General features: G+C 70.6%; 13 protein-coding genes. 3 read left to right on the plus strand and 10 right to left on the minus strand.

Annotation, left to right across the window (positions count from 1 at the left end; all coding sequences use genetic code 11):
- Positions 1-14 precede the first annotated feature (14 nt).
- Positions 15-818, plus strand: a complete 804-nt coding sequence (locus ACIO1C_RS17490) for a phosphotransferase (protein WP_401864212.1) — start codon at positions 15-17, stop codon at positions 816-818.
- A 110-nt stretch (positions 819-928) separates the two neighbouring features.
- Here ACIO1C_RS17490 and ACIO1C_RS17495 read toward each other — a convergent pair whose 3' ends face one another.
- From ACIO1C_RS17495 to ACIO1C_RS17515, 5 genes are all read right to left on the minus strand, one after another.
- Positions 929-1,726 carry an ABC transporter permease gene (locus ACIO1C_RS17495; RefSeq protein ID WP_401864215.1) on the minus strand — a complete coding sequence of 266 codons (798 nt, stop codon included), beginning with the start codon at positions 1,724-1,726 and terminating at the stop codon, positions 929-931.
- Positions 1,723-2,727, minus strand: coding sequence for an ATP-binding cassette domain-containing protein (locus tag ACIO1C_RS17500; RefSeq protein ID WP_401864217.1), 1,005 nt, complete (start codon positions 2,725-2,727; stop codon positions 1,723-1,725). The genes ACIO1C_RS17495 and ACIO1C_RS17500 overlap by 4 nt, the downstream gene beginning before the upstream one ends.
- A 125-nt stretch (positions 2,728-2,852) precedes the next feature.
- Positions 2,853-3,698 (minus strand): DUF4097 family beta strand repeat-containing protein, encoded by an 846-nt coding sequence (locus ACIO1C_RS17505; protein ID WP_401864220.1) that lies wholly within the window; start codon positions 3,696-3,698, stop codon positions 2,853-2,855.
- Positions 3,699-3,833: 135 nt separating this feature from the next.
- Positions 3,834-4,352, minus strand: a complete 519-nt coding sequence (locus ACIO1C_RS17510; RefSeq protein WP_401864222.1) for a hypothetical protein — start codon at positions 4,350-4,352, stop codon at positions 3,834-3,836.
- Between the two features lie 215 nt (positions 4,353-4,567).
- On the minus strand, positions 4,568-5,359 hold the full coding sequence (locus tag ACIO1C_RS17515; RefSeq protein ID WP_401864225.1) for an alpha/beta fold hydrolase: 792 nt from the start codon (positions 5,357-5,359) through the stop codon (positions 4,568-4,570).
- 231 nt (positions 5,360-5,590) lie between these two features.
- On the opposite strand from ACIO1C_RS17515, the gene ACIO1C_RS17520 reads away from it, so the two are divergent.
- Positions 5,591-6,289, plus strand: coding sequence for a DUF4328 domain-containing protein (locus ACIO1C_RS17520; RefSeq protein ID WP_401864227.1), 699 nt, complete (start codon positions 5,591-5,593; stop codon positions 6,287-6,289).
- Positions 6,290-6,380: 91 nt separating this feature from the next.
- Here ACIO1C_RS17520 and ACIO1C_RS17525 read toward each other — a convergent pair whose 3' ends face one another.
- Together ACIO1C_RS17525 and argS are read right to left on the minus strand one after the other, a co-directional pair.
- Complete coding sequence (locus tag ACIO1C_RS17525; protein ID WP_401864230.1) at positions 6,381-6,926, minus strand: hypothetical protein; 546 nt, start codon at positions 6,924-6,926, stop codon at positions 6,381-6,383.
- A gap of 126 nt (positions 6,927-7,052) precedes the next feature.
- On the minus strand, positions 7,053-8,810 hold the full coding sequence (gene argS / locus ACIO1C_RS17530) for an arginine--tRNA ligase (RefSeq protein ID WP_401864233.1): 1,758 nt from the start codon (positions 8,808-8,810) through the stop codon (positions 7,053-7,055).
- Between the two features lie 136 nt (positions 8,811-8,946).
- Between argS and lysS the strand changes: the two genes are divergently transcribed.
- On the plus strand, positions 8,947-10,728 hold the full coding sequence (gene lysS, locus ACIO1C_RS17535; protein WP_401864235.1) for a lysine--tRNA ligase: 1,782 nt from the start codon (positions 8,947-8,949) through the stop codon (positions 10,726-10,728).
- A gap of 69 nt (positions 10,729-10,797) precedes the next feature.
- Here lysS and ACIO1C_RS17540 read toward each other — a convergent pair whose 3' ends face one another.
- The 3 genes from ACIO1C_RS17540 to ACIO1C_RS17550 form a co-directional block, all read right to left on the minus strand.
- The gene (locus ACIO1C_RS17540) at positions 10,798-12,318 is read right to left on the minus strand and encodes a DUF2637 domain-containing protein (protein WP_401864238.1); all 1,521 of its coding nucleotides are present in this window, start codon (positions 12,316-12,318) and stop codon (positions 10,798-10,800) included.
- A gap of 263 nt (positions 12,319-12,581) precedes the next feature.
- Positions 12,582-13,355 (minus strand): DUF3558 domain-containing protein, encoded by a 774-nt coding sequence (locus tag ACIO1C_RS17545; RefSeq protein ID WP_401864240.1) that lies wholly within the window; start codon positions 13,353-13,355, stop codon positions 12,582-12,584.
- A gap of 216 nt (positions 13,356-13,571) precedes the next feature.
- Positions 13,572-14,438, minus strand: a complete 867-nt coding sequence (locus ACIO1C_RS17550; protein WP_401864243.1) for a DUF3558 domain-containing protein — start codon at positions 14,436-14,438, stop codon at positions 13,572-13,574.
- Between the last annotated feature and the right edge of the window lie 234 nt (positions 14,439-14,672).

A 14,672-nucleotide genomic window follows, 5' to 3' on the forward strand; every position in this document is an offset into this window, starting at 1 on the left:
TGAGGAGTGAGCGGGTGGACCGCATCGCATGGCTTGAACTCCCGGCCGAAGCCCGTAGCGCCGTCGAGACCCATACCGGCGCCGTCGAGCACGCCAGGACCGCGGAGACCGGTGTCATGTCGCGCCTCGCCTGCACTCTCCACACCGCCGCTGGGACTGTTTTTGTCAAAGGCACCCGCAGCGACGAGCCAGCCTCGTGGATGTACGACTACGAGACACGGGTGACCCGAGTGGCTCCGCTCGCGCCCCGCGTGCTCTGGGAGGTGGAGGCCGGCGGCTGGCTGCTCACGGGGTACGAACACCTCGTCGGCGCGCACCCGAACCTCGCCCCGGATTCCCCCGACCTCGGACCGTTCCTCGACGCGCTCACCACCATGTCCGAGTCGCGGTGGCCCGAGCAGGTCCGCAAGAAGCCCCTGTGCGTTCGCTGGGCAGGCTTCTACCGCGCCGACCGTTCCCCCGACCTCGAAGGCCGGACGCTCGTCCACTCGGACGTGTCACCGCTCAACATGCTGGCCGGAGAGGATGGCGTCCGCGTACTCGACTGGGCCCTTGCCTGCCCCGGTCCTGCATGGGCCGACACGGGATTCGCCGTTCCGAGGTTCATTCACGCCGGCCACACGGTCGAGGAAGCCGAAGTCCTGGCCCGATCGGTGTCCGCCTACCGGGCCGCCGATCCCTCGGCCGTCACCACGTTCGCGCACGCCTTGTGTGCTGTGTGGGAGAGCCGCGACCGATTGGACCCCGCTCCGCACCGCGCACCCTTGATCGCCGCAGCTCGGGCGTGGGCCGGGCAGCGGGTGGCCGCCACGGCGTGAGACGGCTCCGCCGGGGGCGGCAGTATGGCCGAGGGAACGACGGCGGGGCGGCGCACGCCGAGGGGGGTCGGGGTGCGCCGGCCCTTCGGGCGGGGTGTGTGGTGTTGTCGTTACTTCGGGTCGCGGTTGAAGAGGGACGTGGACCAGAAGTAGCCGAGGGCGGCCAGGGCCAGGCACCAGGCCACCGCCAGCCAGCCGTTGTGGCCGATCTCGGTGCCCAGGAGCAGGCCGCGCAGGGTCTCGATGGCCGGGGTGAAGGGCTGGTACTCGGCGATCGGGCGGAACCAGCCGGGCATGGCGTCGAGCGGTACGAAGGCGCTGGAGAGCAGCGGCAGGACCATCAGCGGCATGGCGTTGTTGCTGGCCGCCTCCACGGTGGGGCTGGACAGGCCCATCCCGACGGCGATCCAGGTCAGCGCCAGGGAGACGAGCGCCAGCAGCCCCACCGCCAGGAGCCACTCGACGGCGGTGGCGTCCGTGGACCGGAAGCCGATCGCCACCGCGACGGCCCCGACGCAGAGCACACTCAGCACGCACTGGATCACACTGCCGACCACATGCCCTATGAGGACCGAACCGCGGTGGATCGCCATCGTACGGAAGCGGGCGATGATGCCCTCGGTCATGTCCATGGAGACGGACACCGCGCTGCCGATCGTGGTGCCGCCGATGGTCAGCAGCAGGATGCCCGGGACGAGATAGGCGAGGTACTCGGACCGGTCCCCGCCGCCGCCCCCGATGCCGGCGCTCATCACGTCGCCGAAGATGTAGACGAAGAGCAGCAGGAGCACGACCGGGGTGAGCAGCAGGTTCAGCGTCATGGACGGGTAGCGGCGCACATGCAGGAGGTTGCGGCGCAGCATCGTGTTCGAGTCGCGGACGGCGAGGGCGAAGGTGTGGGCACTCATCGGGCTGTCTCCTGGGTCTGGCTGGGGGCGGTGGGGGCCGTGAGGGCGAAGAACACGTCGTCGAGGTCGGGTGTGTGTACGGTCAGCTCGTCCGCCTCGATGCCGGCCGAGTCCAGCCGGTCGAGGACGGAGCGCAGCGCGCGCTGGCTGCCGTCGCTGGGGATCTGCAACGCCAGCGCCTCGTCGTCCTGGGTGACGCCGCCCAGCGCGGCGGCGGCGCCCCGGTAGGCGGCGGGGTCGGAGAAGCGGAGTCGTACGTGTCCGCCGGGGATGAGCCGCTTCAGCTCGTCGGCGCTTCCCTCGGCGGCGATCCTGCCGTCGTTCAACACGGCGATGCGGTCCGCGAGTTCGTCGGCCTCTTCCAGGTACTGGGTGGTGAGGAAGACGGTGACACCGCCGGTGACCAGCTCGCGGATGATGCCCCACATGGTGTGGCGGCTGCGCGGGTCGAGGCCGGTGGTCGGCTCGTCCAGGAAGATGATCCGCGGATCGCCGACCAGGGTCATGGCGATGTCGAGGCGGCGCTTCATGCCGCCGGAGTAGGTGGAGGCGGGCTTCTTCGCCACCTCGGTGAGGTCGAACCGGTCGAGGAGTTCGGCGGCGACCCGCCGCCCCTCGCGCTGGGGCAGGTGGTGCAGGTCCGCCATCAGGAGCATGTTCTCCTCGCCGGTGATCAGCCCGTCGACGGCGGAGAACTGGCCGGTGACGCCGATAGCGGCGCGCACCTTGTCCGGTGAGGTGGCGATGTCGTGGCCCGCGACCTGGGCCTGGCCGCCGTCGGCGGCGATGAGCGTGGACAGGATCTTCACGGCGGTGGTCTTGCCGGCGCCGTTCGGCCCGAGCAGGGCGAAGACGGAGCCGGCCGGGATGCGGAGATCGATGCCGTCGAGGACGGTCTTGTCGCCGTACGACTTGCGCAGACCGATCGTGGAGATGGCGGTCGGCGACGGGTGACCGTCGCTGTCGCTCATTCTGGGCGTGGGCATGACAGAAGAAGGCATGGGACCCTCCCGTTCGAAGGCTTGAGTGGTGGGGTGGAGAGAAGCGGTGGGGTGGGGAGAGGGAGTAGGGTGGGGAGAGAGGGTGGGGTGGAGAGGGTGGGGCGGCCGGGGCCGTGATCCGCGCGTCAGGCCCTGGCGCGGCGGACGTCGACGTTGCCGTACCGGGTGCGGGCGCGGACCTTGACGGTGTCCTCGCTCTCCCCCGGGGTCTCGGACGGGGTGAGTGTGTTGCGCACCTGGCCCGAGCTGGAGCTGACGTCGAGCCAGGCCGCCGTACCCTCGCGGACGCCGACCTCGATGGCGCCGTAGGAGGTCTCCAGCTGGACGGTGCCGCGTGCCACTTCGGCCACGCGCAGGGTGCCGTGGGCCGTGGTGGCGGTGACCGATTCCTCGGCGCGCTCGATGGTGATGTCGCCGTTGGAACCGTTCACCCGCAGGTCGCCGGTCGCGGTGCCGACGGTGGTGGTGCCGTGCGAGTTCTTCAGGACGGCGGGGCCGTCGACCGTACCGACGCGCAGGCTGCCGGAGCTGGTGGTGATCTCCGCCAGGCCCTCGACCCGCTCGACGGTGATCGAGCCGTGGGAGGCGGTCAGGTGGAGCGGTCCTGTCGTCTCCAGGCGGACGTCGCCGGACGAGGTCTTCACCCGTACGTCACCGAGCCGGCCCTCGCCGAGCACCTGGGCCCAGGCGCCGGTCATGTCGATGTTCGAGTCCGTGGGGAGTTCGACCGTCACGTCGACGGTGCCGGTGCGCCCGAGGGGGTAGCGCTGCTTGGGCGTCCGGACGGTCAGGACACCGCTCGTGTACGTGACTTCGGTCTGCTCGGCGGCCCGTACGTCCTGGTCCTTCTTCGGGTCGCGGGGAGCCACGGCCACCACGGTGTCGGTACGGTCGGCCGCGGCGAACTGGATGGATCCGGCGTCGACGCGGGCGGTGACGGAGATGGGCAGGGGAGTGTCGAAAGAAGGCATGGCTGTCTCGTCCTCTTGGGTCGTGGGTGCGTCCCCGCTGGTGGGACGTGGTGTGGGTGAAGTGGTGTGGGTGTGGGTGTGGATGTGGATGTGGGTGAGGCGAGGTGAGGTGGCGGGGCTGGGCGTGGCGTGCGGCTAGCGCACCCAGCCCGTGATGCTCTGTCCGATGGACTGGGTCTTCTGTGTCGTACGGGGCCGGCTGCCGCCGTCGACCGCGGCCGACACGGCCCGTACCAGCCACGCGTTGACCGACAGGCCCTCGCGGTTCGCGGCCTCCTCGGCGCGGGCCTTGAGGGGCGCGGGCAGGCGGAGGTTGACGCGGGCGGTGCCGCCCTCGTCGCCGTCGGCGGGAGCGTGTGCCTTGAGCGGCTCGGCGGACACGGCCGGCTCGGCGGGGGTGCCCCCGTCGGTGGGCGGCCGGGTCACCACGAAGTCGGGGTCGATCCCGCGCAGCCGTACGTCGACCGAGCCGGGGGCCAGTTCGCGGGTGATCTCGTCCGTCGCGGCGGAGAGCACGTTGAGCATGGTCAGCCGGGCCGCCGACTCCAGCGGAGCGGTGAGCCGGTCGGCCAGCTCGCGGGCTTCGTCGCCACCGGCTTCGGCGGCCACCGCGAGTTCGCGGCGGAGGGAGTCGACATACGGGGTGAGGTCCATGACGCCATCATGGCATCAGAGTGGCGCCATGCGCAAGCCGTCGTGGCGCATCTTTGGGCGGGGGGCTTGGCCTACCGCACTGACCTGCGGAAATGCAATGGCGCCACCTTGGGTCAAGGTGGCGCCATGCGGTGCCAAGCTGCGCCAGTCGGCGCCAGTCGGCGCCATCCGGTGCCACGTGGAGCCACGTGGTGCCACGCGGCACCGTGCGGCCCCTACGCGGTGAGTGCCGCCTCCGAGACCGCCGCCGGGGCGTCCCGCTGGACGGAGTGGCCGGCGCCCCGGACGACGGACCAGCGGAAGTTCGCCTTGGTCTCCTCGATACGGCGCCCCTCCTCCGCGGTGAAGGACGGGTCGTGGCCGGGGTCCGCGGCGAGCACGGTCACCGGGCAGGCGGATCGCGCGAGGGCCTTCTCGTACGACCAGGGGATGTTCTGGCGCAGGAAGCTCTCGACGACGTACGGGCTGGTCCGCGCCGCCGCCTGCGCCTTGAGGAAGACGTCTTCGGGGTGCCAGAGCGGGTGTTCGCGGACCAGTGTCTCCGTGTCGACGCCCAGTTCGCCGGTCAGCGCGCGTACGAGGTCCTCCACCCCATCCGCGATGGTGATCACGGGGTCGATCAGCAGGAGGCGCGCCGCCCAGCCGGGCGCGGTGTCGACGGCGGCGGTGGCGACCAGGCCGCCGAGGGAATGGCCGACCACGAGGTCCCACGGCCAGGGGGCCTCGGTGTGCTCCGGGCCGTCGGTGTGTTCCGGAGTCAGCGCCAGGACATCGGCGGCGAACCCGGCTATGTCGTAGCGGCGGGTCCGGGGCGCCAGGCCGTGGCCGCGCAGGTCGGGGGCGGTGACCGCCCAGCCCGCCGCGGCCAGGTCGTCCGCCAGTCGCCACCAGCAGGCCCCCGCCGAGGTCAGGCCGTGGAGCAGCAGGGCGTGGCGGGAGGCGTCGGGCGGGCCCCAGCGCAGAAGGGGCAGGGTCACGGTGACCGGCGAGGCGACAAGGCTGTCCATCTCGACATACAACCACGCCCCCGGTCGCGGGCCGGGCGGTGCGCGTGTGTGCCTTCGGCCACTCATCGCCGCAGGTGGGCCCGGAGCTTGAGCCTCGGGTCCGGGCCCGGCGCGCGGTCGGCCGTACGCCCGCCAAATGATCTCCGTGGACAGTCGGTCGCAGGCCCGCGTATGTTCCAGCGGTGCCGCCGATCGGCGGTCTTCGCCTGTGGGGGGTCCACCGTCATGTCCATGAGTCCCGTGCTGCCCAGACCGGGCCCGTTGCGCTCGCCCGTCGGTCTTTCCCAAGCGGTGGTCGTGCTGCTCGGAGTCGCCATCGTGGCCGATCTGTTCTCGCTGCTGGTCGGCTTCAACCTGCATTCCGCGTGGAGGGACGTGCTGTCGGCCGGATATGACGGGTCGTCGGGTGATTCGTACGAGCGCACCGAGACCCTCTACGGCCTGTCCGGCGGATTGCAGGCCCTCTCGCTCCTGGTCTGCGGTGTGGTGTTCATCGTCTGGTTCAACCGGATTCGCGGCAACGCGGAGACCTTCGCCCCCGACGCGCACAGCAAGTCGAGCGGCTGGGCGGTGTGGGGCTGGGTCGTGCCCGTCGTGAACTTCTGGTATCCGCGCCGCATCGCCCTGGACATCTGGACCGCCAGCGGGCCGGAACCCCACCTGGGGCTCGCCAAGCCCCCCTCGCGCGGCCTGATAAACGCCTGGTGGACGCTGTGGATCGTCACCGTGCTCCACGGGAATCTGGCGTCGCGGATGTACGAGCGGGCGGAGGAAGGGACCGACATCCAGCAGGCGCTGGTGCAGCTGATGGCGTCCGACGTCATCGACATCGCCGCCGCGGTGCTGGCGATCCTGGTGGTGCGCCAACTCACCGCGATGCAGCACCAGAAGGTGATGGGGCCGGTGGTGTCGTCCGGCGATCAGCGGTAGCCGCCGTACTGGGGGACCCACCCCCGGATCCGGCGGGGCGCCCCGTGAGAGGCGCCCCGCCGGAGTCGCCCCCGCGGATCGGCCCGGCTGATCACGGAAGTGAGGGAACTACCTCCTCCCACGCTTTCAGACGTTCGTCACGTACTTCTCCGTCGGCCTCTCTCACGAGTCCGAGAGCGGGCGAAAGGAGGTTCTTGATCTTTCGCAGAATTCGAATCTGTGAAATATCGAGAGCGCGCCATTCCGCCGACAGGTCCCGAGCCTCTTCGGCCGACATCGGGATCTCTTGCAACGTCAGGTCGATCAGACGGCCCGGATCGAGAATGTCGGTTCCGACATTCGGAGGAATCTGCCGCAGGAGCAGCGAGGCGAGATGCAGACGGCGAATCAAGCACTCGCGTTGATCGATGGAGCCCGATGTCACCGCGGCTTCGAGAGCGTAGGTGTACGCCGACAGAGAGGTGGCCCACGATTCCGCCGGCAGGGAACCGTGCTCGACGGTCAGGCGCAGGGTGATGAGCTCAACGACGCCCAGCCACTCGCTCCTCCGCAGCTCGGAGACTGCCGGAGCGTGTGCGGCCAGGGTGTCGGAGAGGGACCGTAGATCGAGAAAGGACAGATCTTCGAGTCTGCTCATCAGAAGGGGACTCCCGTCCTTCCAGGAACGGTGGGCGTGACGCCCAACCTCTCCGCCGTCGGCGCCGCAGCCGTCGCCGGGGACGGTCAGCCCCGCCGCTCCCGCCCGAACGGCCCGGTGAACGTGTCAGAGACGCTCAGGGGTCCGGATGCCGAGCAGGGTCAGGCCCTGCTCAAGGGTCTGTGCGGTGAGGGCGCAGAGGAAGAGGCGGTTCTCCACCAGGGCCGGTGACTCCGCCTTGAGGACCGGGCACTGGTCGTAGAACGTCGTGAACAGCGAGGCCAGTTGGTAGAGGTACGCGGCGAGCCTGTGCGGCTCGTACGCGGTCGCCACCTCGGCGAGCACCTCACCGAACTGATCCAGGTGCAGTCCCAACGCCCTTTCCGCCGGGGCGAGTTCGAGTTCCGCGTGAGCGGCGGGGCTGACGTCCCCGGCCTTGCGGACGATCGACTGGATCCGCGCGTACGCGTACTGGATGTACACGGACGTGTCACCGTGGAGCGAGACCATCTGGTCAAGGTCGAACTTGTAGTCCCGGACGGCCGACGTGGAGAGATCCGCGTACTTCACCGCGCCGATGCCCACCTGCCCGCCCCGCTCGGCGATCTCCTGCTCCGTGAGGTCGCGAGCCTTTTCCCGTACGACCGCGGTCGCCCGCTCGACGGCTTCGTCGAGCAGGTCCTCCAGCCGTACGGTCTCGCCCTCACGGGTCTTGAACGGCTTGCCGTCCTTGCCGAGCACCGTGCCGAACGCGAGCTGGACGGCCTTCGTCCCCTCGCCCAGCCAGCCGGCCCGCCGCGCCGTCTCGAAGACCATCTTGAAGTGCAGCGACTGCCGGGCGTCGACCACGTACAGCAGCGTCGTCGCGTCCAGCCGCATCACCCGGTCGCGGATCGCGGAGAGGTCCGTGGCCGCGTAGCCGTACCCGCCGTTCGACTTCTTGACGATCAGCGGGACCCGGTTGCCGTCCGGGCCCAGCACGTCGTCGAAGAACACGCACAGCGCGCCCTCGGAGCGGACCGCGACCCCGGTCTCCTCCAGGATCCGGCAGGTGTCCTCCAGCATGTCGTTGTAGCCCGACTCGCCCACGACGTCGGGGTCGTGGATCTCCATGTCGAGCTTGTCGAAGACGGAGTAGAAGTAGATCTTCGACTCGTCCACGAACTTCTGCCAGAGGGCGAGCGTCTCCTTGTCACCGGCCTGGAGCGCCACCACCCGGTCCCGCGACCGGGCCTTGAACTCCTCGTCGGAGTCGAAGAGCGCGCGCGAGGCCTTGTAGAGCCGGTTCAGGTTCGACATCGCCGTTTCGCCGTCGATGTCACCGGTCCGGTGGTCCAGTTCGTGCGGGTGCTCGGTCAAGTACTGGATGAGCATGCCGAACTGGGTGCCCCAGTCGCCGATGTGGTGGCGCCTGACCACCTTCTCGCCGGTGAACTCCAGGATCTCGACCATGGCCGCGCCGATCACGGCCGACCGGAGGTGGCCGACGTGCATCTCCTTGGCCACGTTCGGCTGCGCGTAGTCGATCACGGTCGTGCCCGGGTGGGGCGCGAACGGCACGCCGAGCCGGTCGTCGGCGGCCCGCGCGGCCAGCGTCTCGGTGATCGCCCGGTCGGTGAGCGTGATGTTCAGGAAACCGGGTCCTGAGACCTCGATCTCCTTGATCACGTCATTGGCCGCCAGCGCGGCGACGACCTGGCCGGCCAGCTCCCGCGGGTTGCCCTTGAGCTTCTTCGCGAGCGCCAGGATGCCGTTGGCCTGGAAGTCCGCCCGGTCGCTTCGGCGCAGCAGCGGATCGGCGGAGCCGGCCTCCGGCAGAGCTGCCGAGAGGGCGTCCGCGATGCGCTGATCGACGGTCGAGGCGAGGGAAGTGACCGGGGCCATGGCGGGGAGCCGTTCCTGTCGGGTACGGGGAGTCGTCCCAAGTATCCCATGGGCCATCAATCGGTTTTCGCTCTGTCACCGGGACCTGGGACAATGACGGTCGCCGGTTTTTCTGGGGCGTAGCTGAAAGAAGGACGTGCCGATCGTGGCTCAGAGCACCGAGGCCGACTGGGTCTCCCGTTTCGCGGACGATGTCATCGCCGAGTCGGAGCGGCGTGCGCCTGGGAAACCCGTCGTCGTCGCGTCCGGAATCTCCCCCTCGGGCCCGGTCCACCTGGGCAACCTGCGCGAGGTCATGACCCCGCACCTGGTCGCGGACGAGATCCGCCGCCGGGGGTACGAGGTCAGGCACCTGATCTCCTGGGACGACTACGACCGCTACCGCAAGGTGCCGAACGGCGTCCCGGGCATCGACGCGTCCTGGGCCGAGCACATCGGCAAGCCGCTGACCTCGGTGCCCGCCCCGGCCGGGTCGGCGTACCCGAACTGGGCCGAGCACTTCAAGGCCGCGCTGATCGGGTCCCTGGGCGAGCTGGGCATCGAGTACGACGGGATCAGCCAGACCGAGCAGTACACGGCCGGGACGTACCGCGAGCAGATCCTGCACGCGATGCGGCACCGCGGGGACATCGACGCGATCCTCGGGCGCTACCGGACGAAGGACAAGGCGGCCGGGGACGGGGCGGGGGCGGGTGCTTCCAAGAACCCCGGAAAGCAGCAGGCCAAGCAGCAGCAGAAGAAGCCCGAGGAGGCCGAGCTGGAGGCCGCCGAGGGCTCCGGCGCGGCGGAGGAGGACGACGGCAGCGGCGGGTCCGCCGGCTACTTCCCGTACAAGCCCTACTGCGGCGACTGCGGCAAGGACCTGACTACCGTCACCGCCTACGACGACGACACGACCGAGCTGACGTACACCTGCACCGCGTGCGGCTTCTCCGAGACGGTGCTGCTGAGCGAGTTCAACCGCGGCAAGCTCGTCTGGAAGGTCGACTGGCCGATGCGCTGGGCGTACGAGGGTGTGATCTTCGAGCCCTCCGGCGTCGACCACTCGTCGCCCGGCTCCTCCTTCGTCGTCGGCGGCCAGATCGTGCGCGAGATCTTCGACGGCGTCCAGCCGATCGGCCCGATGTACGCGTTCGTGGGCATCTCCGGGATGGCGAAGATGTCGTCCAGCAAGGGCGGGGTGCCGACGCCCGCCGACGCCCTGAAGATCATGGAGGCGCCGCTGCTGCGCTGGCTGTACGCGCGCCGCAGGCCGAACCAGTCCTTCAAGATCGCCTTCGACCAGGAGATCCAGCGGCTGTACGACGAGTGGGACGCCCTGGAGCGCAAGGTCGCCGACGGATCCGTGCTGCCCGCGGACGCCGCCGCCTACGGACGCGCCACGGGGACGGCGGCCGGTGAGCTGCCGAAGACGCCGAGGCCGCTGCCGTACCGCACCCTGGCCTCCGTCGTGGACATCACGGCGGGCGCCGAGGAGCAGACCGTACGGATCCTCAGCGAGCTGGACCCGGACCGGCCGCTGACCTCGCTGGACGAGGTACGGCCCCGGCTGGACCGCGCGGAGAACTGGATCACCACGCAGGTGCCGGCCGAGGCGCGCACGGTCGTACGTGACGAGCCGGACAAGGAGCTGCTCGGCTCGCTGGACGAGCAGGCGGCCGAATCGCTGCGCCTGCTGCTGGCCGGTCTGGACAGCCACTGGTCGCTGGACGGGCTGACGACCCTCGTGTACGGCGTGCCGAAGGTCCTCGCGGGGCTGGAGGCGGACGCCAAGCCGACGGCGGAGCTGAAGGTCGCGCAGCGGACGTTCTTCGCGCTGCTGTACCGGCTGCTGGTCGGGCGGGACACCGGTCCCCGGCTGCCCACGCTGCTGCTCGCGGTGGGGGCGGACCGGGTGCGGAGGCTGTTGGGGGCGTGAGGGGGAGTGCGTGAAGGGGGCCCCGCCCGGCTGATTCGCCGGGCTGGGCCCCCTCTGCGCGGCAACTGGTCAGGCGATGTGCTCCGCGTCCAGTTCCTCCTGGAAGCGGTACGGGAAGTCGTTGAGGTACTTCTTCAGCGAACCCTCGTTCAGCGGGCCGCCGTTGCGTCCCTGGACCCCGTACAGATCCATCAGGTAGACGGAGAACTGACGGGCGTTGGGCATGTGCTCGTTCTCCCTGACGTACCTCCGGAAGGCGGCGAAGTACGCCTCCTCACGGGACATGCCCTCGGGCAGGGTGGGAGCGGGCTGCTGCTCCTCGCGCTGGTCCTGGACCATGGCGTCGGGGAGGTCGTCCGGTGCCGCGTCCTGGACGAACGGGGCGCCGGAGCCCGCCGGTTGGCCGGGTACGCCGCCGAGCGGGCGGCTGCGGCCGGGACCTGACGGGATCATCACCTGCGGGGACTCGGGCACGTCCGCGTAGGTCGGGTTGTACGACCCCTCGTACGCGCCGTCCGGGACCAGCGGCGCGGCGAACCACGGGCTGACCGGGGCGGCTGCCTGCTCGGCCTGCTCGATCACCTGACCGGCCTGGGCGGCCACGGTCTCGGGGTGCTCCTGCGGGCCCTGGGGTTCCTGGGGGTGGCCCTGCGGCCGCGCGCCGTTCTGGGACGGCTGCTGCGGGGCCTGCACCTGACCCTGGACCTGTGCCGGGGGCTGCTGCTGGGCCTGGGCCTGATGGGGAAGCTGGGCCTGCGGCTGGACTTGAGGCTGAACCTGAGGGGGAAGCTGCGCCTGGGGCGGGAGTTGGGCCTGCGGTCCCGCCTGTGCCACGCCCTCCGCCATCTCGCCCTGCCCCTGCGGGAGTTCCGCGGGCCGGGGCGCGGGCGGCAGCAGCATCGGCTCGATGCCGGCCGCCGCCAGCCCCGCCGGGGCGGTGTCCGCGAGCGGCACACCGTACTTCGCCAGCCGCAGCGGCATCAGCGACTCGATCGGCGCCTTGCGCTTCCAGCTGCGCCCGAACCGCGCCTGGAGACGCGACTGGTAGATGAGCCGGTCCTGTTCGAGCTTGATGACCTGCTCGTACGAACGCAGCTCCCACAGCTTCATCCGGCGCCACAGCATGAACGTCGGTACGGGGGACAGCAGCCAGCGCGTGAGCCGCACGCCCTCCATGTGCTTGTCGGCCGTGATGTCGGCGATCCGGCCGACCGCGTGCCGCGCGGCCTCGACGGCGACGATGAACAGCAGCGGGATCACCGCGTGCATCCCGACGCCCAGCGGGTCGGGCCAGGCCGCCGCGCCGTTGAAGGCGATGGTGGCCGTCGTCAGGATCCAGGCCGCCTGGCGCAGCAGCGGGAAGGGGATACGGATCCACGTCAGGAGCAGGTCGAGCGCGAGCAGGACGCAGATACCCGCGTCGATGCCGATCGGGAAGACCAGCGAGAACTTCCCGAAGCCCTTCTCCTCGGCGAGTTCGCGCACGGCGGCGTACGACCCCGCGAAACCGATCGCGGCGATGACCACCGCTCCGGCGACCACCACCCCGATGAGTATCCGGTGCGTGCGTGTCAGCTGCATCGCGGCCACCCGCGATCCCCTCCCGAATTCGGCCCCGTGGTTCGACGCCCCCGGCGTCGATCACACGGACCGCACGGGGACTTCGACCTCTGGCGGGGCACAGCCTGGCACATGTGTGCGGACGGCGTGGCGTGTGGCGCGGAGCCCGGCCGTCCGGTAACGGCAGGGCTCCGTGGAAATGTGGAGATAACGACGCGGAGCGACCGCGAAACGATGTCAAACCGTTTTAGGGCGGCGGGTTCCGGGGGCGCGTCCTTGGCGGTGGTGCCGTCCTAGGACTTGGCGCTCGCCGACGGGGAGGCCTTCTTCGACGCCGAGCCGCTCGCCGATGAGTCCGGCGTCCGACCCGACCCGGTGGCGACCTCCGTCACCACGCCCTGGGCCGCCGACACCGCGTCCTTCGTCAGATCCGCGCTGCTCGGGGACTTGGCGCCCGCGTAGCCCGCGCCGTTGTACGTGAGGGTGACGACGACGTTCTCCGTACGCGCCACGACCGTCACGTACGCGAAGTCCTCGCCGGTCTTCTTGAGCGTGTACGTGACGACGGTCGCCTGGTCGCCGACGGTGTTCGACGGGGTCGCCTTGACGGACTTGGCGCCCTCCGTGGACGTCGCCGCCGCGACCTCCTTGGTGAACTGCGCGCCCGCGCGCTTCGCACCGGCGCCGAGTGTCACGTCGGAGTCGTACCGCATCAGGGACACGTCCAGCCAGCGGTACTGCGACCCCTTGACCCCGTTGTCGTCCAGGCCGTTCCAGGAGCAGCTGCTCCGCGTGGAGATGTCGCTCGACTTCCCCGCCGAGCCGCCCTTGATCTTCGCCTTCGGCACCAGCGAGTTGACCGTCGCGCGGCTGATCGTGTCGCACGAGTCGGGCAGACCGCTGTACTTCGCCGCCTCGACCGTGGCGGACGCCTTGGGTGCGGGGGCGCTGGAGGTGTCCGCTTCGCTCTTGTCGTCGGAGCCGGACGAGCAGCCGGCGACGACGAGCATCACCGGGACGGCGGCGCAGGCGAGTATGCGGGGGAGTCGCGAGGCTGATCGGCGCATGGTTCCTTCAGTGTTCCTTGGGTCGGTCAGGGGCGGGTCGGTGGCGGCCGGGTGGTCGTACGGTCCGCTCGGCCATCGAATGGTCGTCCGGTCCGGTCGGCCGTCGGTCGGTCGTACGGTCCGATCGGCCACGGTAACCGCCGCGCCGCGTCCATGGCCCCCGCGACGGGAGGACATCCGTCACCCGCGCGGCCCGCGGACCGGGCGCGGGATCCGCTACTCGTTCATCTGGTCGGCGAGCTTCCGGGCCAGGCCACGTGCCTTTTCCTGGAGTTCCGCGCTGTCGGGGACGTCGGTGGCGTGGGCCGGCTGTTCGGTGTACTCGACGGTCACGATCACGTTCGATGTGCGGAACACCACGCTCACGGTCCGGTTCTGCGCGGCCGAACCGGACCGGGCGACGGCGTCGTCCAGGAAGGCGGCGTCACCGAGACCGTCGAGAACGCGCGGCTCCAGGCCTTCGACGGGCGCGCCGGGGGCCCCGGACGGGCCGGTGGACGAGCCGGCGGAGGGCGTGGTGGTGGCCGAGGGGGACACGGTCTGGGTGGTCGCGCCGGAGGCCGGGGGCGTGTCGTCCGTGGAGGTGGCGTCGGAGGAGCCGGCGTCCGGGGACGGGGAGCCCGTGCTGTCGCCGGGGGCGGGCAGTTCCGCGGCCGTCTCCTTGCGCGCGTAGACCTCCTGCGCCCGGTCGGCGTCGCTCACGGCGGGGTCGTACGACACCACCCGCTCGACGTCGATGACGAGCTGGTGGGAGGCGTCCGGGGAGTCGGCCTTCCAGCTGCACCCGACGCGGCGGTCCGTGTCGTACGTCACGGCGGCCGTGCCCCGGTAGATCTTCTCCTGCTGCTCCTCGGCGAGGCCGGGTGTGGCGGGCAGCAGTTCCCGGAGCGTGGCGGGCGACACGGATCCGCAGGGCTCGCGGAGCGTGCGGTACTTGCCCGGCGAGGCGACGGGGGTGGGGCCGCCCGGCTTGGGGTCGGTCGGGGAACCGCCGCCGTCTCCGGCGCCGGTACAGCCGGCGGCCACCGCCACGAGCAGCGCCACCAGGCCGGGTACGTACGCCTTTCGCGCTTTTCGCTGCACGGTCCCGGGCTCCGTTCTGTACGAGGTGCTGCACGAGCTGCCGCACGAGGTGCTGTGAAGGGGTGCTGGGCGGGCGGCCTGTCCGGGTCCCCCCACGTGGTCGCGCGCGGGAGGCCCACGGGAGGCCGTACGAAAACAGTTTGCCGCCGCCTGACGGTCGATGGACACAATGTGTATCGCACGCGCCGCCGTCGATGCTGGTCGGGTGGGTCTTTTGACTGCCGCGGTTCCGGT

The organism is Streptomyces sp. NPDC087420, assembly GCF_044744165.1.
Taxonomy (GTDB): domain Bacteria; phylum Actinomycetota; class Actinomycetes; order Streptomycetales; family Streptomycetaceae; genus Streptomyces.